This is a genomic window from Mycobacterium paraffinicum (assembly GCF_001907675.1).
GTDB lineage: Bacteria > Actinomycetota > Actinomycetes > Mycobacteriales > Mycobacteriaceae > Mycobacterium > Mycobacterium paraffinicum_A.
In genome coordinates this window covers 29,358-49,327 of the sequence record NZ_MPNT01000040.1, presented here as the reverse complement: position 1 = coordinate 49,327, position 19,970 = coordinate 29,358, and the positions used below count along the sequence as shown (strand labels likewise).

24 protein-coding genes and 2 pseudogenes are annotated in these 19,970 nt (G+C 64.9%); 14 read left to right on the top strand and 12 right to left on the bottom strand.

What is annotated here, in order from left to right:
- Positions 1-538 (bottom strand): annotated as a pseudogene (locus BRW65_RS27300) (hypothetical protein); the annotation flags it as partial.
- 122 nt (positions 539-660) lie between these two features.
- Here BRW65_RS27300 and BRW65_RS33010 point away from each other — a divergent pair.
- Positions 661-888 (top strand): hypothetical protein, encoded by a 228-nt coding sequence (locus BRW65_RS33010; protein ID WP_432206460.1) that lies wholly within the window; start codon positions 661-663, stop codon positions 886-888.
- An 80-nt stretch (positions 889-968) separates the two neighbouring features.
- On the opposite strand, the gene BRW65_RS27290 is transcribed toward BRW65_RS33010, so the two are convergent.
- From BRW65_RS27290 to BRW65_RS27280, 3 genes are read right to left on the bottom strand one after another with little or no spacing between them, the layout of a single operon-like run.
- On the bottom strand, positions 969-1,808 hold the full coding sequence (locus tag BRW65_RS27290; RefSeq protein ID WP_073880046.1) for a phosphoadenosine phosphosulfate reductase family protein: 840 nt from the start codon (positions 1,806-1,808) through the stop codon (positions 969-971).
- Entirely contained in the window at positions 1,805-2,224 is a 420-nt protein-coding gene (locus BRW65_RS27285) for a hypothetical protein (protein WP_073880044.1), read from the bottom strand. The genes BRW65_RS27290 and BRW65_RS27285 overlap by 4 nt, the downstream gene beginning before the upstream one ends.
- Entirely contained in the window at positions 2,224-3,111 is an 888-nt protein-coding gene (locus tag BRW65_RS27280; protein ID WP_073880043.1) for a hypothetical protein, read from the bottom strand. Before BRW65_RS27280 ends, BRW65_RS27285 begins: the two co-directional genes overlap by 1 nt.
- Before the next feature lie 225 nt (positions 3,112-3,336).
- Here BRW65_RS27280 and BRW65_RS27275 point away from each other — a divergent pair, with 225 nt between their 5' ends.
- Genes BRW65_RS27275 through BRW65_RS27260 form a run of 4 tightly spaced genes read left to right on the top strand, consistent with a single transcriptional unit; the run spans position 3,337 to position 6,099 of the window.
- The gene (locus BRW65_RS27275) at positions 3,337-3,984 is read left to right on the top strand and encodes a hypothetical protein (protein ID WP_073880041.1); all 648 of its coding nucleotides are present in this window, start codon (positions 3,337-3,339) and stop codon (positions 3,982-3,984) included.
- A 55-nt stretch (positions 3,985-4,039) separates the two neighbouring features.
- Positions 4,040-4,507, top strand: coding sequence for a hypothetical protein (locus tag BRW65_RS27270; RefSeq protein WP_073880039.1), 468 nt, complete (start codon positions 4,040-4,042; stop codon positions 4,505-4,507).
- Positions 4,504-5,370, top strand: a complete 867-nt coding sequence (locus BRW65_RS27265; RefSeq protein WP_073880037.1) for an RAMP superfamily CRISPR-associated protein — start codon at positions 4,504-4,506, stop codon at positions 5,368-5,370. Before BRW65_RS27270 ends, BRW65_RS27265 begins: the two co-directional genes overlap by 4 nt.
- A gap of 9 nt (positions 5,371-5,379) precedes the next feature.
- A complete protein-coding gene (locus tag BRW65_RS27260) occupies positions 5,380-6,099 on the top strand; it encodes a hypothetical protein (RefSeq protein ID WP_073880035.1) in 720 nt (239 codons plus the stop codon).
- Positions 6,100-6,752: 653 nt separating this feature from the next.
- Here the strand turns inward: BRW65_RS27260 and BRW65_RS27255 are convergent.
- The 3 genes from BRW65_RS27255 to BRW65_RS27245 all read right to left on the bottom strand — a co-directional run bounded on the left by BRW65_RS27255 (position 6,753) and on the right by BRW65_RS27245 (position 9,064).
- Complete coding sequence (locus tag BRW65_RS27255; protein ID WP_139273260.1) at positions 6,753-7,214, bottom strand: hypothetical protein; 462 nt, start codon at positions 7,212-7,214, stop codon at positions 6,753-6,755.
- Positions 7,215-7,473: 259 nt separating this feature from the next.
- A complete protein-coding gene (locus BRW65_RS27250) occupies positions 7,474-7,713 on the bottom strand; it encodes a hypothetical protein (protein ID WP_073880070.1) in 240 nt (79 codons plus the stop codon).
- Between the two features lie 352 nt (positions 7,714-8,065).
- Positions 8,066-9,064, bottom strand: a complete 999-nt coding sequence (locus BRW65_RS27245; protein ID WP_139273258.1) for a hypothetical protein — start codon at positions 9,062-9,064, stop codon at positions 8,066-8,068.
- A gap of 164 nt (positions 9,065-9,228) precedes the next feature.
- Here BRW65_RS27245 and BRW65_RS27240 point away from each other — a divergent pair, with 164 nt between their 5' ends.
- From BRW65_RS27240 to BRW65_RS32525, 3 genes and pseudogenes are all read left to right on the top strand, one after another.
- Positions 9,229-10,224 carry a hypothetical protein gene (locus tag BRW65_RS27240; RefSeq protein WP_139273256.1) on the top strand — a complete coding sequence of 332 codons (996 nt, stop codon included), beginning with the start codon at positions 9,229-9,231 and terminating at the stop codon, positions 10,222-10,224.
- A 611-nt stretch (positions 10,225-10,835) separates the two neighbouring features.
- Positions 10,836-12,128 (top strand): hypothetical protein, encoded by a 1,293-nt coding sequence (locus BRW65_RS27235; protein WP_073880027.1) that lies wholly within the window; start codon positions 10,836-10,838, stop codon positions 12,126-12,128.
- 72 nt (positions 12,129-12,200) lie between these two features.
- A pseudogene (locus BRW65_RS32525) lies at positions 12,201-12,449 on the top strand (YiaA/YiaB family inner membrane protein); the annotation flags it as partial.
- Here BRW65_RS32525 and BRW65_RS27225 read toward each other — a convergent pair.
- Positions 12,421-12,849, bottom strand: a complete 429-nt coding sequence (locus BRW65_RS27225; protein WP_073880025.1) for a type II toxin-antitoxin system VapC family toxin — start codon at positions 12,847-12,849, stop codon at positions 12,421-12,423. The pseudogene BRW65_RS32525 and the gene BRW65_RS27225 sit on opposite strands and share 29 nt — an antisense overlap.
- Before the next feature lie 4 nt (positions 12,850-12,853).
- On the bottom strand, positions 12,854-13,126 hold the full coding sequence (locus BRW65_RS27220; RefSeq protein WP_073880068.1) for a type II toxin-antitoxin system Phd/YefM family antitoxin: 273 nt from the start codon (positions 13,124-13,126) through the stop codon (positions 12,854-12,856).
- Between the two features lie 69 nt (positions 13,127-13,195).
- Between BRW65_RS27220 and BRW65_RS27215 the strand changes: the two genes are divergently transcribed.
- The 5 genes from BRW65_RS27215 to BRW65_RS27195 all read left to right on the top strand — a co-directional run bounded on the left by BRW65_RS27215 (position 13,196) and on the right by BRW65_RS27195 (position 16,515).
- Positions 13,196-13,378, top strand: a complete 183-nt coding sequence (locus BRW65_RS27215) for a hypothetical protein (RefSeq protein WP_073880023.1) — start codon at positions 13,196-13,198, stop codon at positions 13,376-13,378.
- An 83-nt stretch (positions 13,379-13,461) separates the two neighbouring features.
- Complete coding sequence (locus BRW65_RS27210; protein WP_167374105.1) at positions 13,462-14,349, top strand: NHL repeat-containing protein; 888 nt, start codon at positions 13,462-13,464, stop codon at positions 14,347-14,349.
- Complete coding sequence (locus BRW65_RS27205) at positions 14,342-14,785, top strand: hypothetical protein (RefSeq protein WP_073880019.1); 444 nt, start codon at positions 14,342-14,344, stop codon at positions 14,783-14,785. The genes BRW65_RS27210 and BRW65_RS27205 overlap by 8 nt, the downstream gene beginning before the upstream one ends.
- A gap of 184 nt (positions 14,786-14,969) precedes the next feature.
- Positions 14,970-15,239, top strand: a complete 270-nt coding sequence (locus tag BRW65_RS27200) for a helix-turn-helix domain-containing protein (protein ID WP_167374104.1) — start codon at positions 14,970-14,972, stop codon at positions 15,237-15,239.
- 10 nt (positions 15,240-15,249) lie between these two features.
- Positions 15,250-16,515, top strand: coding sequence for a type II toxin-antitoxin system HipA family toxin (locus BRW65_RS27195; RefSeq protein WP_167374103.1), 1,266 nt, complete (start codon positions 15,250-15,252; stop codon positions 16,513-16,515).
- A gap of 24 nt (positions 16,516-16,539) precedes the next feature.
- On the opposite strand, the gene BRW65_RS27190 is transcribed toward BRW65_RS27195, so the two are convergent.
- Genes BRW65_RS27190 through BRW65_RS27180 form a run of 3 tightly spaced genes read right to left on the bottom strand, consistent with a single transcriptional unit; the run spans position 16,540 to position 18,666 of the window.
- Positions 16,540-17,151 carry a hypothetical protein gene (locus BRW65_RS27190; protein ID WP_073880013.1) on the bottom strand — a complete coding sequence of 204 codons (612 nt, stop codon included), beginning with the start codon at positions 17,149-17,151 and terminating at the stop codon, positions 16,540-16,542.
- A gap of 12 nt (positions 17,152-17,163) precedes the next feature.
- Entirely contained in the window at positions 17,164-17,826 is a 663-nt protein-coding gene (locus BRW65_RS27185; protein ID WP_073880011.1) for a hypothetical protein, read from the bottom strand.
- A gap of 57 nt (positions 17,827-17,883) precedes the next feature.
- A complete protein-coding gene (locus BRW65_RS27180) occupies positions 17,884-18,666 on the bottom strand; it encodes a sensor domain-containing protein (protein ID WP_073880009.1) in 783 nt (260 codons plus the stop codon).
- A gap of 236 nt (positions 18,667-18,902) precedes the next feature.
- On the opposite strand from BRW65_RS27180, the gene BRW65_RS27175 reads away from it, so the two are divergent.
- Entirely contained in the window at positions 18,903-19,922 is a 1,020-nt protein-coding gene (locus BRW65_RS27175; RefSeq protein ID WP_073880007.1) for a sensor domain-containing protein, read from the top strand.
- The last annotated feature ends 48 nt before the right edge of the window (positions 19,923-19,970 follow it).

The following is a 19,970-nucleotide window of genomic DNA, read 5'->3' as shown; positions in this document are numbered from 1 at the left end:
CATCCACACCGAGTAACCGAGCGGTCTCCTCCTTGAGCAGGCCCGCCGCCAGCCGGCGCACGGTGAGGTCACCGCGCTGCTCACCGCGGTACACCTCAACGACGCAGCCGTGCCGGCTCAACTGCCCGGCGGCCCGCCCCACGGCCACATGCTGCAGCGACAGCGGGTAGGCCGCCAGATCCCGCAGAGTGCGCGCGTCGGGATGGGCGTCTTCAAATTCGGCCTGGTCGACCACAGCCCTCAGCACCACGGTGCCTTCAGCCGGCGCCGCGGCGATAATGCGCGCGGCCTCGCCGGCGACAAACTCCTCCATCGCGATCAGCTCGTCGACGAGCTCGGGACCGACCTCCAAGGCACCAGTCTCCCGCGAACGGTATTTGCGCAGATCGACACGCAGCACCGGCACGAGGTCCTCAACGCGCAGACTCAACGCGTTGCGACGAGCGATCAAGTCTGACCACAGGTACGGCGGCTCGTCGATGTCGTCCTCCCGGATGCAGACAGCGGCGGGCGACACACCCGCCAAATCCACTTTCATGATTCCCTCTCCCCTCCGGAGATCTCGGGCCGGCCCCTTGCTGGCCTGCCCTTCCACGCCGATGCTACCAACGCCATGCGACGCTGGCGGTTATCCACCTCGCGCCTACTGCAGACTGGATGATGACTGGCATGCTCAACCCAGGCACGCCAACGGAGAGGAGGACGCGGGTGAAGAGGGACCGCCTGAACAGCTCAGTCTTCTTCGCAGTGATGGCTGCGCTACTTCTGGCACTCTTCGTGGTAAACGTCATCCATGGCACGTGGCTGGGCTTGATCAGTACCGGAGGCCTGGCCGTGTTGATGGGGTACCGGGCATGGTCGGACAAGCGCCGCACGAACCAGCAATAGACCCACAACGCAACACCGACCGGTGCTCAACCCAGTGGACTTCCCCCCGCGGCGCCAATAGCGCAGTCCGACAGCGGCTTTCACGTCCATTCAGTCAGCCGCGGTAGGGCACGACTGAGCCGGTCATATAGATCTGGCCAGCCTTTTTGCAGCCAGGCGATGTGTCCGTTGGACAGCTTGGAGGCGTCGATGATCGAGTCGACGCGGATTTGCTGTTCAGGGACTCCGAGTTCGGCGAGCTTGCGGTAGAGCGGGTTGGGCTCGATGTCGCGGCCGGCCAGGTACTCGAAGACATGCGAGCGTTGCCAGTCCCAGATCGGGCCATAGGTAACGGTGCCGTCCGCTCGGCGCACCACTCCGCCAAATTGCGCGCGTACATCTGACTGCGAACTGTGCTGTCGAGCCCGCGTTTCGGCACCCAGCCCGCGCCGGTACAGCATCCGTCGGCCGCGGGACTCCTCAGCGCGCACTCCCCACAGCGATCCGCGGCCGTAGCGGCGGTGCGCCTCGGCCGCGGGCCCGGTGATCATGATGTCGGCGAGCTGTCCGCGCAACCGACGATCGACTGCGTGATGGTCGAAGCCACCGCCGGCGATCAGCACCGTCAGCAAATCTGGGTCAGCGGTGATCACGTGGTAGTTCAGCTGCCATTCCTGCGCCAGGTCCTCCAGATAACGCAGCGTCTCGGGGAACTGCAGCCCGCTGTCGAAGAACACCACTGGGATGTGCGGGTCGACCTGTCGAGCGAGGTCGACTACGACGGTGGAATCCTTACCGCCGCTCCATGATACGAACCCGTCGTGCTCGTCGAGGTGTTCGGCGATGCGGTCGAGCAGATGCTGGTGGCCCTGGGCGCCGCGCCGGCGGGCGGCGATGCCGCGTAGCGTGTGTAGGTCTAGTCCGGCTGGCGTCGTTGTCATCGTGTGTCGCTGAGTGTGACGGTGCACCTCGGGAACAGCCGAGCGAGGTATTCGCGGACGTAGTCGATGCCCTCTGGGCCCTCGAGGATCGATTCCTCGCTGGTGGTGTCGTCCCACCACCACCACTGTCCGTTGCGCTTGAATCCAAACGGCGGCGGCACGTTTGAGTCGATGTGGGTGCGGGCGAAGGTCCGGGCCGCGCCGACGACGAACCACCAGTCGTTCCCGCCGAAGGTGATGGTGCCGTCGGCGTCGGCGACGTCGGATAGTCTGCGCGGCAGCCTTACTCGGGCCAGGCACGGTTCGATGGCCGGCTTCCGCGGCCGGGTGAGCGAGCGGTAGTGGCCGTTCTGGCCGGGCTCGTCGGATCCAATGTCGGATCGGTTGGGGTGCACGATCCATTCGGTGGGGGTCATCACCGCTCCCTCAGTTGCAAGACGACGCGTTCGTTGAAGCCTCCGGAGCGGGTTGCATAGGCGACGTGTTCGGCGGACGCCACGTCGAACTGCATTCCTCTCGGGAGGATGTGGGTGGTGTCTTCCACGCTGTCGGAGCGGCCCAAATACATCCCGCGGCTCGTCACAACCTCGAAGACCACATGTCGGGAGCTGTCGTGGCCCGGTGTCTCATGCAGGTTGTGTCGAGTGAGGGTGAACTGGTCGAACGCGACGCTCGCACCCGGCCGCAGGCTTGGCGGCAGGTCGGAGGGCTTGGTGATGTCGCCATGGTTGTCGGGCAGCTTCACTGCGACATAGACGCGGTGGGTGCGGTCGTTGAGGCGTTCATAGGACTGGATGGCCCGGTCGAGGCGCTGCACCTTCGCCCGATCGGTGTCCGCTAGTTGTTGGACGTCACCCGCCGAGTGGTGCAGCTTTTCGTTGATGCGCCGCCACTCGGTGGGGTCTTCGCTGGTCAGCATGCTCGCGATCGCGGCCTGCTGTGATGCCGGCGCCGCGGCCATCACCTGGTTTTTGACCGCCGAGCGGAGTTTGCGCTGGCGCCCGCTCAGGCTTTCCCGGAACTCCTCGCGGGCCGGCAGCTCGCCGCGCAGGCGCACGGACTCGATATGGCTCCTATCTCGAGGCGTGGCGCGATCACGGTCGCGGGCCGCCCGGGTCAGTGAGGTGTCCGTGTCGCGCAGTTCGTCGGTGATCTGGTTGGCAAGGCGCTGGAAAGCGCGCTCCGTCATCGCGTCCTCGGCCACCTCGCGGGCCGCCTTCACGTCGCGCGCGGAAATGACGCCGCCTTCGACGTCCATGACGACGGGTTGTTCCCGGTTCGGTCTGGCGGTCTTGGCACCCACGCGGTTCAAACTTCCCTAGCTCGACGATCACCCGCAGTGTATGGGCCAACCTGGACACCAAGCGGGATTGCTGCCGGCGCCGGGCCGAGGAAAAGAGGGAGGCGGCCCCGGACGGACTGAGTAACAGCCTTCCGGAGCCGCCTCAGGTGAAACCCTCACCCGACCCCTGTGTGCGTTTCGTGTCGGTCACGATACCAACCGATCCGGCCGTATCGTGGCGCCTGCATGCTTTCTGATCCCGCCGCCGCGGCATGGGTTGCTGCCGGTCGACCCGCCGTGGACGCGCCTTCGCCGGTAGATGGTCGCTGCGGCCGGTGCGGCGAGGAGGGGCCGACCGTGCTGAGCTCACGCATCATTTCTGAGAAGTTCACCGGTTTCGACGCCTGGCCGTTCGGATCGCGCCGGCTCTGTGTGCCATGCGCCTGGGCCTACAGCGCTCCTCCCACCACACAACTGGCTTTACTGGTCACTGCGACGACCGTGACGGAGTACTCCACCGGTGCCGCATTGGCTGACGCGCTCTCTGCTGGCGCCTTGCCGACCTCTCAAGCCGCGATCCTGCCGACCGCTCGACGCCGCCACATCCTGCCGACCGCCCAATGGGGACATCTCGCCACCGATGGTCTCGTCGTGCCCTGGGATGCCGGGGCGGCCACCCGGCTGACCGACCTGATCTGGCTGCGCACCACCGTGGGCGCGACCTGGACCCAGCTGAGCCATCCGGCGCCTCCCTCGCGGTTACTGAGCGCTCAGCCGGCCACCCATTGGCGGCGCATCCTGGCTGCCTGGACGGCACTGCAGACGTGGCGCACCATCCCGCCCCTGTGGGCAGCAGCTCGCGCCCTCACCACCATGCCGACGCCTCAGCCCTAGCCCGCGCGCCGAGCGATCACCACCCGATGGCAGCCTGGCCCTTTACGCTTCACCCATGACGGCAGCTCCCACCCCCACCCAGGCGTGGCGTGCCCTGGTCCCCGAACTGCCCCCTTTCGACGAACCCGCCCCGGACGCCGACACGAAAGAACCAGCCCGGACCAGTCCCGCCGACACCGCTGAACGGCTGCTGCTGCTACTGCACTACAGCATCGACTGGGAAAGAAGCTGGCTCGCCGACCCGCGATACCGCAAAACCTACTGGGACGAGCTGCTGCCCGGTCGAGTTCGCCGTGCCGCCTACCGCGCCGACACCCTGGATCGCTGGTGGTCTGATGTGTCCATACAGCTCGAGGTCTGCGCGCCCCGGCAGCGGGATCGACGCCTCGAGCTAGCCATGCTGCTACGCCAACCGTCGCTACCCGTCATCGCCGTGCTACGTGACAGTCTGCCGGCACTGCTGCTGCGGGTGCGCATCATCGCCGAAGCTGTTGCCGAACAACGGAAAGCGGCCCGCGGGTGAGCTTGATCAGCGTTCACTTCGACATCGACGTCTTGGCCCGCTCCTCGATCGTGCACCGCGAGGACTACAGCGCCATCGGCACCGACAACTTCGCCTTGTTCCGACGAGAAAAGATCCTCACCCCCACCGGTGAAGTGATACTTGTCCCGATCGTGTCGGGCAGCGGTTTCCGCGGAATCTTGCGCCGCATCGGAGAGTCATTGACCGCCGCCGTGCTCAACTACGAAGACACCGCCCTGCCCATCCCGGCAGCACACCTACTCACCAACGGCGGCCGGCTGGCCAAATCCGCGCGACCCCTTACCGACGAGCAAGAACGCCGCCTCAAGGCTCTACTGCCCCAGATCGCGGTATTCGGCGGGGCGGCGTCGGGCCGCATTATGTCGGGGCTACTGGACGTCGGCAAGGTGCTGCCCGAGATCGCCGAACTCTCCCACATCCTGCCCCGCCCACCGCGATCCAAAGCCTTGCCTGCCGTGCTTGGCGTCGCCGAAGAATCGTTTAGCCACCTTTCCGATCACCGCACGACCACCGCCCGGCCTCCCACCACGGACTCGGATGAAAACAGCAGTCCGCTCGGACGATTCGGGGTCGAGACGCTGCCGGCGGGAACCCGACTGCAGACCTGGGTTCGACTCACCAACGCCACCCCCATCCAAGCAGCATTCCTGCTTTCCGTCCTGGACGAATTCGCCACCCGAGGACACCTCGGCGGCCGTATCGCCGCCGGCCACGGCCAGGTCACCGCCACCGTCACCGGCACCACGCTTCGCGGAAATCTGCCCGGCGACACTATTGACTGGGTAGCGGACCTGACCGCTCACCGCGACGAGGCGATCGCCACGCTATCGCAACTGAGTTGACACACACGCATGATTGCTCTGCAGATCACCGCCACCACACCACACGGTGTCGTGCTGTCCCGACCCTGGGGCGTGGCTTTGGATGGATTGCTCGCCTCAGTACTGTGGCACCGCCGTAAGTGGGCCGCCCGAACAGCCGGGGAAGAGTTCACCTATCAGCACACCAAAGACCCTGAGACGCTTGCCCTTCCACTCGCCAAATGCGGCGATCCCACCTCTGACGCCGACTGGCACTGGATGGCCACCTTCGCCGACCTCCACCCCCATCACGTCACCGACCCCGATATGCGCTGGCGCACCTCACGCACGAATCGGGGCCGGCTTCAGCAGCTGACCCCCGTCATTGGAAGCCAAGCAGTTTCCGACGCCCAGGGCCGCTATCAGAAGCGCATCGTCCCTGTCATGGCGCATCCCGCCGCGACCTTGACCTGGCGCGCCGTCGGCGACGCCGACCTCATCCGTGAGCTGCTCACCGATCTGTTCTCGATCGGCAAGCACCGCGGGGTCGGAGAAGGACTCGTCACACGATGGGAAGTTACCGAAACCCCTGATGTCTCAAGCTGGGCGGCCGGCCACGAACACGAGCCTGGCGTACTGGGCCGCACAGCACCGGTGCGCTGCCTCACCCACACCCCCGGTGTCCAGACAGGACAGCTGGGCACTGCGGCCGTCCGGCCCCCGTACCTGCATCCGGCGAGCCGCGCCAACGCCTACCAACCAGCCCGCTAGCAGGCTCGCATCACGGCCACGAATGGACATTATGCGCTTGTATGGTCCGAGACCAATAACACGTTAGCGGGACGCTTGAACCCGGCGGCGTGGGCAGTGGAAAGCCTTGCTCGACAAGGGCTAACGCCGCACGAAACGCCGCCTGCCACTCGAGATATTTCAGATCTATCCCTTCGTGCACGGCGTCATTTCGCCTGTCCACTAGATCAGTTTTGAAACCCTCCGGAGGGCCCTGCCCCAATTCCCTCAGCAGTACAGCCTTCCCTCCAAGTCCCTGATGGCTTCGGTCGCGGAGGAGCCTTGCTCGCTCCCCCGATTCGGTTCCCACTAGCAAATCGTCAACCAGCTTGGTCGCAGCCAGCTCTGCTGCAGTGGCTGCATCGATGACCGAGCGGCGGTACTGATCGGCGTTTTGCAGGGCGCGCGCGTCCCGCAACAGAGTCCATGCCAGTGGCGGCTCAATGTGTGCGAGCGCCAAGCAATCCTGCAGGATCGTTGCGGTCACACCGAGGACTCGCTCAGGGCCCTGAACAACAGTGCCGCCGGCCCTCAACGGCTTCCTTTCCCCGCTTTCGTCGACCGTCCATATCGACGTCCGCGTATTCGGGTTTAACCAATCGCTGGCCTCGTGCCCGACTTGTGCGAGGCGTTGGTTAGTTGCGACCTCGAAGCCATGTCCTGACGTTCTCCCACCAGGTATCAACGGTGTTGAGAATCTCCAACGCTAGAAGGTCCTGCCCCCACTCCGAACGTATCGCGGGCTCCACGAGCTCCGGCCCGGCCTGAATGCTGAAGGCAAGACGTTTGATGGCAACACCTTTGAAGCCCAGCGTATGGTCCTTGTAGTGGATTCCCCATTCTTCATCGGGCGTGGGTAGCGTTGCCGCCCAATCACGCGGAGGCGCCAGATAATCCGCAAGCCCGCTCTCAGCGTCGGGCGTCCGTGGCAGACGTACAGTCGCGGCGAAGACGCCGTCCTCTGTAACGAACGACGTCGAGTAGCTTGACCTGGCGGCAAGCAAGTCCACTTCGGCTAGAATTGGCCGGTCCAGGTCGTACCACCATTCCAGATGCACGCCGTGCTCCGATGCGGCCATTTCATCTTCTTCAGACACTCGACCACGGTACCTACGAAGCCATGCGCGCACTGAGCGTCGAGTTCGCCTTCATACTGATGATTGGACCCACGGCGAGCGCTTCGCGTGGAGATGTACGCGCCGCGTTGGCAGCCGCGTGCAAGACCCGATGGCTTTGGCGGGCAATCGTGACGTCGGTTCGCGAATTCTGGTGCCGCTGCGGTTGCCGCCGGTTTGACTCTGTTGGTCAATATTGACAGCAGGCTCGTCAGCACCGCCACGAACGGATTCTGATCCCTCACCAGCCCATGTCGCGCGACACTTCTGCTTGGGCCGCCGCGACCTCGTCAGCAGTCGCCGCGGTCACATCCGCATCGGCCGCCCATTCGAACCGGGTCAAAAGATCAGCCAGCGCCTGCTTTTGCGCCGGATGCGTGATCGGCACGGTGTTCAGATCGGTATGGGCCAACCAGTCGAACAGGACGATCGCGTCGGCACGCCACAAACGCAGGCTGACCGTAGGCAGCTCTTCCTCCATGCCGGCCATCGTGCCACGGCTTCTGAGATCGCCTATCTGACGAGCACACCCTCAAGCCTGCCAGGCTGGGTGTCTAGGTGAACCGGTCGACCAGCTAGTCGAAAGCGCGCCGCCTCGAGAGTGGATCCCGCGAGGAGTCCTGCGTCGAAGGCTTGTCTGTCACGGGACCTGTTCGCACGCTGAAGCCGGGGTGGAGAAGGGCCTATCTGATGGGCCCAGGCGTGGCGCGGAAATCGTTGAAAGAGTGCGACTTCGAGCACTTCCAGCCGTCTCGAGGTGATGCAGCAACAGCCCCGGTGAGAATCGGGCCGGGTGCGGGGCCGGCTATCACGATGAATGGGGAGGACCCGGGTCAGGAACGGTGGCAGGTTGAGATGAGGGCTTGCTGTTCGTCGAGCAGCTCGCTGATCGTGCTCAGATATACGGATTGGTCGCTGTGGATAACATCATTTGAGCGTCCGGCTATTTCCTCGTTGTTGATAGCTTGTCGCTGCGCCACCGCCTGCACGGATAGGTCGGCGATCCGGTGAAGGCGGCGAGCAATATCGGGGGTGGATGCTTGTTGTGCGTAGGTTTGCAGCTGGTTGGACCAATCCCGGTAGCTTGCCAGATCCACGTCGGTCGCTGTCAGCTGCGCTGTGAGCACGCTACTGGTTTTGAAGTTGAAGTTGGCGACCGAGTCAACGGTCCGGCAGTCCGGGTTGGGGCGATCCGATAGGTATGCGATTGTCACAGTGGCGATTCCAGCCACGATGAACAGCGGGATCGACATCTTTAGTCGCTGCGGCGGCGCAGCATAGTCGACGTCTACCGGCGTGTTGTCAGCTTCTGCGCTGGCGCGCAACGATTCCACGTGCGTGGTCAGCTGATCCTTGCGGTACCCAAGCCACGCGTAGTAGGCCGCAAAGTACAGAGCGAACCCGACGAAGAACACTCCGCGCCGAATATCGTTGGCCAGAAAGGACAAGACTCCGGCGAGGCTGAGGAAGGCCGGCGTCAGCCATATCAACGCTCTCGATCCGCGCAGGGCCCGACGCGTGTGTGCCAGCCGCAAAGTGCCCACCTTGACGGCAGCCACCAGCACGCGCGGTTCAGAAGGGTTCTCTCCGCGGCGCAATGCCCTGCTGATTTGGGCCCGCTGCTGGCGGCTAAGTCCAGTGAGGGCTGCAGAATAAGCCTGGCGGAACGGGCGCTGGACGAAAAATAGGCACGCTGATATGAGCAGAGCGAACCCAGCCACGGTGAGCGGTCCCCACAACCATCCGGTGACGACGAAAAAATGCGGGTACAGCAACGCCGCGACTGCGCCAAGAGTGATCGCGCCGAACGCGGCGTTCGCCAGCCAGCTCACCCACCAGGGCGCAACAACGATTCGAGCCCACACAGGTTCTAAGTGTCCCAGAAGGGAGGCGACGACGTCACCGCCCAGGGCACCAGCCTCGTGTCGACGGGCTGCAAAGCGGTCTAGGGTTACGCAGAGTTGCGATATTGGGATGTAAAGGTGAGGCACGCAGGGTGCTTGGCTATGTGATCAGTGCAGTGTCGCGGCGTGTCACGCGCCGGCTCCCGGCGCAGGTGAAGCGGTTATGTGTGGCGGCCGTGGCATGGCTAGCCTTGGTCGTGGCTGCGTGCACGCCTCCTGATCGCAGCGCCGAGGTGCGCCACCTTCAGGCGGAGATCGCCACAATGCCGGGCGTTGATGACGTTAATCCACTATATACCAACGATTTTGAGAACGGCGCGCAGTTGAGCCTGGTAGTCGCGATGCCGAAGGCAAGCGAGGAACAGATCGCGGCGGTGGCCTCACGTATCACCCGCATCGAAGGCGGGGATTTCAACGGCTGCCGTCAGTCCACCACCTTCGTCGTTGGCGACCGACTCGAGGTAAAACGTGGCGCAGAGCTCAACCCCGCCCAGATCGCCGGTGACACACATCGCTTGCGGGAACTCAGGACGCGTGTGCCGCAGGCGTCGATCCTGTGGTCACGTGACGGTGCCACGGTGCGCCTTGAAGTATCGGATATCGACCACACCAGCGATGTCTTGAGCGCAGTGTTGGCCACTGTGCAGCCCGAACCGATGACCGTCTATGTCCGTTCGGCCGAGCCGACCAAGTTCCCCACCTGGGAAGTCGGTATTCCAATCACCGTCGAGCAGCGCGCAAACATCGACGCCCTGATATCGCGGCTGGCGCTGCCGATCTATTACGTGCGCGTCGACGACGCCAGAATCACTGCACTCTCGGTTTACATCACAGACCCTGCTACGGCCTACCGCGACCTCAAATCAGTCATTTCCACCATCGCGCCCACCAAACAGCACCCGCTGCAACTGCAATGGCACCTCATGGTAGAGCCCGATAATTTCCACCAGTTCACCGGAGATCTTCAAGTGCCTGACTGCCGCGACGACAGTGGATCGCCGAAACCCCAACCCCCTCAGGGCAATCAGACGGCTGATGCGGCTGAATTGCAGCGGCAACTAGCCAGCGACTTTCACGACTGTAGATAGGCACCAGCGTGTCGTCTCATGAGGTTGGTTCACACGCCGGAGGGTCGTTGTGACCGATCCTGACTTCGACGGGCCACACCCCGCGGCCCCCGGGCGCACCATAGGGGCGGTTTTCTGGCACGTCGTGGGCCGCCTCGCGGTCGGCGCCCTTGGCCTGATGTTCATCGCACTATTGTTCGGGGCAGGCTTAGTCGCCTACCAAGAGCTGGCTGGGCCGCACTGCGACGGACACCGGATGGGCCCGGCCGACACCTGCTCGGTGCTGACCTCCCGCGGGTACCGGTCGGTAAGAACGATCGAGAAGTTGAACCCGGCAGGCACCGATCCAGCGGTGCTGACGGCGCCGGTGAACTGGCATGCAACACAGGACAATATCCACCAGGGCGTGTACTCGCCGGCGGGCATGCGGGATTTTCACCGCACGACCGGCTACGCCATGTTGGGGGCGCGTTACTCATCGCACTGGCATTGGGCTCGTGGGCCTACAAGGCCGTCAAAGCTAGGTCAGCGGCACCACGACAGCTCTGACGAGCGCTATCACGACGAGCGAGGCCTTGGGCTGAGGTCGGGCGCTGCGGCAATAATGAGTAGGCGTAAGTCATGCTTGAGTCATGCCGAAGAAATCGCTAGGGGCACAAGCCCAGCCAGGAACCGGCTCCGGTGAGCGCGTCCTCGGAACGTGGCAAGCCGCCGGGCTGAGCATGGCGGTGATTGTGTCTGCGGCGCAGTACGGACTGGGAGCGCTTCTTGGGGCGGCGGTCGTGGTCCCGGTGATCTACGCCTTGGCGCGGCTGCGCCGCTATGCTCCCCATGCGCGCAGCACCGCCGAATTGGTGGGCGCCACCCTGGGCCCGAAGGCAGGGACCGCAGCCGGCATCGTCCAGCTGCTCGCCTATGTGGTGCTGGCAGCGAAGTTCGCCACCGCCCTCGGATCGCTGCTGCTGCTGCAGTTTTCATCCGGCGAGGACCCGGTCGAGATTTTTTCGTGGTTACCGGTCGCCGCGGCGGGGGCGGCGATTGTCGTTGGTGCCATTGTCTGTTGGGCGTCGACTCGGGTCATCGCGTCGCTGGTGGCGCTGCTGGTGATCGCGGGGTTGCTCATCTCCGTCTACCTTGCGGTGGCAGTCACTGCGCGCGTCGCGGCGGGCAGTGACCCCGTTGTCATCGGGACGGCCGCAACGCCGGGCCAGCTGTCTGGCCAGTTGGTCGGCTTCGGTCTGGGGATGGTGGGCGTTGAACTCATCACGGTCCGGGCCGCGCGTATAGCCAGGCCGGGGCGATCGATGTCGCTGGCGGTCGCGGTGGTGGCTGTGGCTGCGGTGGTGTTGTGGGTGGGTGATCACCGGGGTGTGGCGGGCCCGTGGCGCTGGAGTGCCAGACTCCTGGGCGAAGCGGTGCCGGAGTTCTATGCCGAGGCGGGTCGGACGTGGATGACTATCGCCGGCGTCGTTGTGGGGGTGGCCGCTGCGTTGGCCTCAGGGTGGGCGGTGGTGCGCGTCGCCGCGGACCTGGCGGTAACACGCCAGGCGAGGCCGAACACCATCGCACGAGTGGTGGTGATGGCGCTTGTCGCGGTGACGGCTGCCGTCTTGTCGGCCCACGGCGCGCGCTGGATCGCCACAGTCATCCTCGGCGCGGCCTTCCTGCTGTTGATGGCGCTGTATGTCTTTGTTACCGAAGCCAATTCACGCGTTCCCGGTGATAGCGTAGTGGCGTGGTGGGTGCGGCTGGTGATGCCCGCGGTGGCCGTGGTGGCAGTGGTCAAACCGGTCGCCGACGCCCAATTCGCGTCGCTGCAGTTGGCGACGGTGATCGCCGCGGCGCTGGGGGTGTGCGCCGCGGCAGCGGCCGCAGCGGCGCTACTGTACCCGGCCCGGGGTTGGCACGCCGACGACGAAATCTGAGTAGTGTTGTCCCGGCCAACGGTGTAGTGCCGCAGTCTTATTGGCATGACCGTTTCCTAACGGCACACGTGAAAGACGACCGCGGCCTTCCTCGTTCGGGCCGCCGTCGCGTTCGCGATCAGCTTCGTGGCCGCGCTCGGCGGAATCTATTTCCTGCCGCTTGACCCGCGGCCGCGATTGTTCCTCGGTGTCACGTTCCTCTTTCTGGTGTCGAGCGTGTTTACTTTGGCCAAGGTGGTCCGCGATCAGCAGGGTGTCGCGACGATGTTCCCGCGGCGGATCGGCACGCCGGCTAAGAGATACCAGCCCCTCCAGCGCTGATCCCTGGGGCAACAGCCTGTATTCCCAGCTTGTGGGTAGCCTCAGCCAGGGCCTGGTCGTAGGTGACGAACGCCTCAAGTGAGGCCAGCGACCCTGCGATGCTCGCGGTGGCGAGGTGTATCGCATCGAGTGAGCGCAGCGCGGGATCTTGGAAGGCCGCTGCAGTGCTGCGCACCACTGGGTCGATCTCGAACCGGTCGAGCCGGTCCAGCACGGCAGGCAGCGCCGCCAATGCGTCGAGCTGCCCGACTCGGATAATCACTCGCGGTAGCTCTACTTCGGCCACCGCGGAAGTGATCCAACGTATTTCGCTTCGCGCGTCGAGCCAATCGGCTAGGTCTTCGGACTCCGGCTCGAGGCGGACCAGTTTCACCAGGGCTGAGGTATCGAGGTAGATCATGGCGTCAGAAGCGTTCTTCGTCGCGCATGCCGCGCACCAGGGCGCCGGCATCGGGACCGTCCCCGGCCGCAGTCGTGGGTCGTGGTGCGGGGCCGCGCATGGTCGCGGGGCGGACCCGGCCGGCGGCGACCAGCTCGTCGAGCGGGCCGGCGGATGTAGGCACGATCCGGGCGATCGCCGCGCCGCGCTCGGTTACGGTGATTTCTTCGCCGGACTTGACTCTGGCCAAGACTTTTGAGGTCTCCTGGTTGAGTGTGCGGATGGAGATTTCATTCACCCAACTAATGTAGAACATAACGTTCTACATGTGCTAGCTTTGTTCACGTCGAAGACCGAAAGGTAAGACATGGCCGGAGCGTATTGCCGCTACTGCGACCACCGCTGCTTCGTATACCGGGAGGTGATCGTCGGCGGCGAAATTGCCTGGGCCGGGCACATGGCCACCTGCAGCAAGGGCGCCGCCCACGACAAGCGCAGCCTGGGCGTCGATTTCAGCGAGGCCCACAACCCGTACGCGACCACAGCATGACGACCGCGACCCGCCGTCCCGCTGAGGGATCCGTGCGCCCGCCTCGGCGGCTCCGCGGCGTTGTCGTCCTCGCGGTCACCGGCGTGGTGGCGCTGGTGGGCTGTAGCCATGAAAGCGCACCGCCGCAACACCATCCGACGACCACACCCTCCGCACACGCGATGCCCAATCCATCGCAGACGCCGCCCCGCACCCATCAGCAAAGCGATCTGCCATTCACCGGCCTGAAAGATCCGACCGCCGTCGCAGTGGACACAGCGGGCAGCGTCTACGTCACCGACGCGGGTAACCACCGGGTTCTGAAACTTGCGGCCGGCTCCGGCGACCAAACGGAGCTATCCTTCAGCGGTCTGCAAAACCTCACCGGTGTCGCGGTCGATGCGACGGGCAACGTCTACGTGAGCGAGTTCAGCGACGGCTACCCGGGGATCGGCAGCGTGGTCAAACTCGCGTCCGGCGCCAATAGCCAAATCGCCGTGCCGCTAGCCGATCTCGCCGATCCCCAAGGTATTGCGGTGGACTCGGCAGGCGGTATCTATGTCGCTGACCGACGCAACAAGCAGGTGGTGAGCCTGCCGGCAGGCTCGGCGAGTCAAAGCGTGTTGCCCTTCAGCGGGCTGGAATCGCCAGGTGGTGTTGCCGTCGACGCGGCGGGCAACGTTTATGTCACGGACTCTGGCGCCAGTCGCAGCAGGGTGCTCAAGTTGCCGGCGGGCTCGACGAAGCAAATCGAGCTGCCGTTCACCGGTCTCAATCAGCCGCATGGGGTCGCCGTCGACCACCAGGGTGCTGTGTACCTTGCCGACTACAACAATCGCCAGGCCCTTGAGCTCGCGGCGGGTTCGACGAGCCAAGCCGAGCTCCCCTGCAAGGGCCTGAGCGCCCCAGCAGGCTTGGCGGTGGACTCCGGTGGCAACGTCTACATCGCCGATTCGATGCGGGCGCGCGTCGTCAAACTCGCGAATGGCTAAGCGGTTCAACGGCGATCCGGTACGTCGATTCGGTTTGGTTGTGTTCGGGGTGGTTTGGATGCTCAGCGGCGCGTTGATGGCGTTCAACCCGCCGCCACATGACTTTCGTCGCGCTGCAGCGCTGCCTGCCGTGGGTTGGATCACGATGGTGTTCGGCGGCTACGTCGGGTTCAAAGCTCTGCACAGTTCGGGGTCTACCGATCGCCGCGGGCCGCGACACGCCAGCGGCGAAGAGACCAGCGTGCGCGACTCGGCCAAGTTCGTGGTCATCTTCCCGCTGCTCCTGGCGTGTGGCATCTGGGCTGTCTTGGACGGCTGTCATCGGGGGCTGCTTTCGTTGGTGGGGCTCGGCTTCGCGAGTCTTGCGATGAGCCTCTTGGGGTTGCCGCTCGCTGTTTCGCTGTCGAAGTGGCTCTTGCGGCGAGGTCGCCGCTGAGCGCGGCGCCCGCTTCCTTCGCCACGCCGGGCCAAAGGCTCCCGGATTTGATTCTTACCCGAGTTGGGCTCGGCCGTTGATGCGGACTGCCCCTGCTTCGCTCCGGTCATGTCATCGTTCGACGACATGTCATTAATGTATCTGGTCGATGACATTTTCTTCATGTCCGCGTACGATGACATGCGTGTATGAGATCCGCGAGCCTCGGCGGCTTGGCCGCGCGCTGCGCGAGGAACGCCGCAAGCAAGGACTCACACAGAGTGAACTTGCAAGCCGCGCACAGGTGTCGCGCGGCTGGTTGGTTCGGCTTGAGGCCGGGCATGGATCAGCGGAGATGGATACGGTGTTCCGTGTCATCGCGGCGCTGGGCCTGACGGTGACGTTGGCCCGCAGCCAGGACACGCCTGAGGACCGCGCGGCGCAGTCGGCATTCGAGTCGATCTTCGATGACTGATCAACTGACTGTGCTGTTGCGGGGCCAGGTCGTCGGTGATTGGTCTCGAAACCGTTTGGGCCAGTATAGCTTTGCTTATCGCGAAAGCTACCGCAGCACCGGCCGGGTCCCGCTGTCGCCAGCGCTACCGATCAGCGACATCCGCTTCGGACATCAGGCTATTGCGGCCTACGTCGAAGGCCTGCTTCCGGAAAGCCCAGCGGTACGGGCGGCGTGGGCCGCGGAACTGCAGACCGGCGACACTGCATTCGACCTGCTTGCGGCGATGGGCCGGGACTGCGTCGGCGCCGTCCAGTTCGTCGACGAAGACGCACTCGATGCACTGAGCCAGCGGCCAGTCGATTACCGGCGAGTCAGCGACGCCAAGATCGGCAAACGCCTTGCCGCGCTGCGGGCCACCGGCGCGTCCTGGACTCTGCCCGACGAGCACTGGAGCCTGCCGGGTGCCCAGGAGAAATTCACCCTGGCCCGGCTGGCAGGGCGTTGGCATGAGGTGCACGGAGCCGGCGCATCCACCCACATCGTGAAACCGGGCGTCACCCGACTCATGCACCAAGCGGTACTGGAATACGCCACCATGCAGGTCGCTGCACAGCTCGGGTTGACCGTGGCCGCAACAGAACTGGTTGACTTCGCTGGCGAAACGGCGATCGTTATCAGTCGGTTCGACCGCTACCTCGATCAGGCCAACGGGGTGCATCGCCTCCACCAGGTCGACTTCTGCCAAGCGATGGGGCGGATGCCGGCAAACAAGTACGAAGAGCGCAACGGGCCACGCACCGCGGAGCTGGCCGCGATGCTGCGGCGTGAATCTTCACGCCCCGAGCAGGATGTTGTTCGCTTCTCCGACGCGGTGCTGTTCAACTACATCGTCGGGGCTCCCGACGCGCACGCAAAGAATTTCGCGCTGCTCTATTCACCTCGAGGTGAGGCCCGCATGGCTCCGTTGTACGACTTGTCTTCGGCGCTGGCCTACGAGCCACGTGCAGGCGGTTACGACCTGTCCTCTGTCGCAATGTCGATCGGTGGGCGCCGCAAGTTCGGGCAGGTGCTCAAGAAGAACTTTGAACGTCACGCCGTGGAGATGAAGCTTGATTGCACCGAACGGCTCGCCCGCGTCGCAGACATGGCGGCCGCAGCACCGGATGCGTTCCGGTCCGTCCTGGCCGGGATCGACCGTCCCGCCGCTCGTGAGGTGGCCGATCGGCTGCTTCCGCGCCTGGAGCGTCACACCCAGGACATCACAGGTCGCGTCGCGACCAGCAAACATCGCTGACGTTTAGGCAGCGGTTCGTTGGTGTCAGTCGATCGCTGTGTCGGTGGGGGTCGATGTGAAGCTCTTGGTGGTGCTGGTGCCGTCGCTGTGGTTGCTGGTGACGGTGCAGCGGGTGCTGGCGGTGTCGACGGCGCAGGTGCCGGACCAGACGCTGCTGGTGTAGGTCAGGCTGCTGCCTGCGGGCAGCGGGATGAACCCGGCGGCACCGGTGGGTTCGCGGGTGACGCCGTCGGGTCCTACGCGCTGGGTGCTGAGGAACTCTTCGCGTGTGGTCTTCGAAAAGCCACTTGGGGCCGTGGTCGTGATCCGCACGAGGTTGTTGCCTTCGGCGGAGCCATGTAGCTCGCCTAGGCATTCGATGTAGGCGAACATGCCGCGGGAGATGACCACGATGCGGCACAGTTGGCCGCTGGGCGAGGTGAACTGTGCGCCGCCGCCGCCGTAGGTGTTGAAGGTCTGGAAGGGTTTCGGGTCGACGGCGTGGTAGCCGGTGTAGTTGGGTGGGTCTGCGGCAGCGGGAGGGGCTGTTAGGCCGGCGAGCGCGGTGGCCACGCCGGCGCAGAGTATGGCGCCCCGCAAGCCGATCAGGTTGCTGTTGTTGTTGCGCGGTTCGCGCTCGGTGATCTGTTTAGCCACAACATCGTCCAATCAGTAGGTCTGGCTGCCTTGGGGCAGGATCCGGAAGCCGTGTGCGCCGGCGTGATCGAGGTTCTGGATTTCGCAGGTGATCGAGTCGTCGGTGACGACGGCGCAGATTGATGTGTTGAGGTCGTCGTCGCCGGGGTGTCCTCCGGGGACGACGATCTTCTGCCCAGGATTGAGTAGGTGGTAGCTGGCGGGGTCGACGGTTCTTTTCTCGGTCGGGCCGGCGTGGTAGGTCTCTTGCTCGTTGAGGTCGGTGTGGCTGAATAGGGAGAAGACTTCAGTGTGCCCTGGGGGCGCGGGTCCCCGGGTGATCGGCGTCAAGGTGTCTTTGTCGTAGGGCCACTCGGATACCTTTGCGTAGTTCACCCCAGATGCCACGCCGGGAAGTGGGCCCCAGCAGTCGATCGCGGCGGCGTACTGGAACGAGTGTGGGCCGTCATAGATTCGGCAGCGGATTCCGGCGCGGGTGCTGAACTGAATTCCGTTCCAGCCGTAGGTCGAATAGGTGTGGTAGTCGTCGGTGTTGACAGACCGGTAGTCGTTGAAATTGATCGGCGGGGGTGGCGGCGGGGCGGCGCAACATGCCGGCTTTTGGTGGCATGCCACGCTCGCGGCGCCGATGAGTATCGCTGAGACGGGGACGGCAAGCGCGCGCACTGCCGGCACCTCCTCTCTTTGTCATGTGACCCATCAAGTCGACGATGGACTGGCGGGCTCGCTGGGTCAGGCCTGCGAGATGGCGCCGGTGGTCTTGGCGACGATGTCGCTGGCTTGGCTGGTGGTGTCGAAGCCGCACCACAGGGTGTCGACGATGACGTTGTTGGCCAGCCCCAGGGCGCGTTGGCAGGTGAAACCTTCACCGCTGGCTTGGGTTTGGGTGTTGGTCAGGGTGGTGTCGGTGGCACGCAGCTCGCCGAAGTTCCATGTCACCGGAGCGTGGCTGTGCAGGACGACGGTGAGCGAGTGGTTTGCGCAGCCCGACCAGCGTGTTTTGGCCTGGCTGAAGAATTGTTGGGCTGAGTCGGCGTCGCGGAAGCTGATGAGGGCCTGGACCAGTGCGTGGCGGGCGCTCCCCGGTGTGGTTGCGTCGTCGAGGATTTGGCCTTGCATGGCGGTCCAGTTGGTGCCTTGGTAGGCGTTGGCTTCGGCTGGGAAGTAGGTGTCGAGGCAAGCCGGGTTGGAGATGGTGTCCTCGTCGTGCCACATGTGCGTGATCGGTGTGCGCACGGCCATGCCTGTGGTGTGCGCAGCGCTGTTGATGTCGTTTTCGCTGAGCAACAGGTCTGGCAGGTGTTGGGGCAGGATTGCCGGCGGTTGCCAGCGGCCGAGGTCTGCGGCGGCTGCGGGGCGGCCGGTGGTGGTAGCGGTGCAGCCGGTGAGCAGCAGGCATAGGGCGGTGGCGGCGAGGATTGCCCAGCGGCCGGTGGCGGTCAGCCGCGATGTACGGATGCTGTGTTTTGGTGCGCTGTTTTCTGGCGTCTTCGCGGGTGGTCTTGAGGCGCTCATTCGGGCGGTCTCCTTGCCTGGGCCTGGTGGATACGGATGCAGACGCTACCAACAAAACCACAGTGGTGCAATGTTTTGAAACATTGCGCTATGTTTTCCGCTGTGGTCTAATCCAAAGCATGCATGACAGCGCGGCAGCGTCCGAGGGCTTCACCCCTCGGCTTGGACACACCCCGGCCGCGACAAAGCGACCCACTTCACACCCCGCAACCTCGCCTATCCCCGAAGGACAGCAAATGCCCCACCACGCGAACCCGCCGCTCAGCACCGCCCAGACCGCCCCGCCATCGGGCAATGCCGCGATGCGCAACGGCTGCCAGCCTGCTGCGATGCCGCCCATGGGCCCCGGGCCCGGCGAGGAAGCCACCGTGGTGCTGCCGCGGCGGCCACTCGGATTCGCAGGCGGCCCTCCCCCGGTCCGGCCCCTGCCGCCAGCGCCGCCCTGGGGAGCCGGCCCGGGCTACCCTGCTGCGATCGCGGCGCCGCGCCACCAGCGGTTCCCCCTGTGGGCCCGGATCGGCGCCGCCGCCGCGGTCATAGTCGCCACAGTGGCCGCCGGAATCGTGATCAACGTCGCCAGCAGCCCCGATGACATGGGCAGCGTGGCAGTGACTCGCTCCCCCCGCCCGTCCTCGACGCAGGCCAGCCCGAGCCCAACGCCGCAAGCGGCGGCAACGGTGCCGTTGTCGGCGCTTCCCGGGCTGCTGCTGGATGTGGCGACCATCAGCAGCATCGAGGGCGCGACGAACATCGCGCCAACACCGGACGCCGGTAGCGACGACGTGGCCTACAGCGGCGTGAATACCGACCGGCCCGAATGCGGCGAGATCCAAATCCCCGCGCTCGAGTCCGAACTTGAGGGCACCGGTTGGGTAGGGATACGCACCCAGTCGCTGCAGGACCCGAAAGTCGTTGAGCACCTGGACAACAGCGCCGCGATCTACTTCACGACCGCCACGGCGGCCAGCGACTTCGTGGCCAAGCAGGCTGCGGCCTGGCCGAAATGCAACGGCGCCACCTTGCGCCTGCTCGAGCGGGGTCAACCAGACAGCATCTGGATGGCCAGCACGGTCGCCAACCGTGACGGCATGCTCAGCATCGTCAACACCCAGGAAGGTGCGGGGGGCTGGCAGTGCCAACGGGCCATGACCGCCCGCAACAACATCGTCATCGATGTGCGCAGCTGCGGTAATAACCGCACCGATCAAGGCCTCAAGATCGCGACCCGGATGGCCGATCGTGTCAACCCCCGCTGACCAGACCCACCGTTGCTACTCGCGTGAGAAGAGAGAAGCGCCCATGGC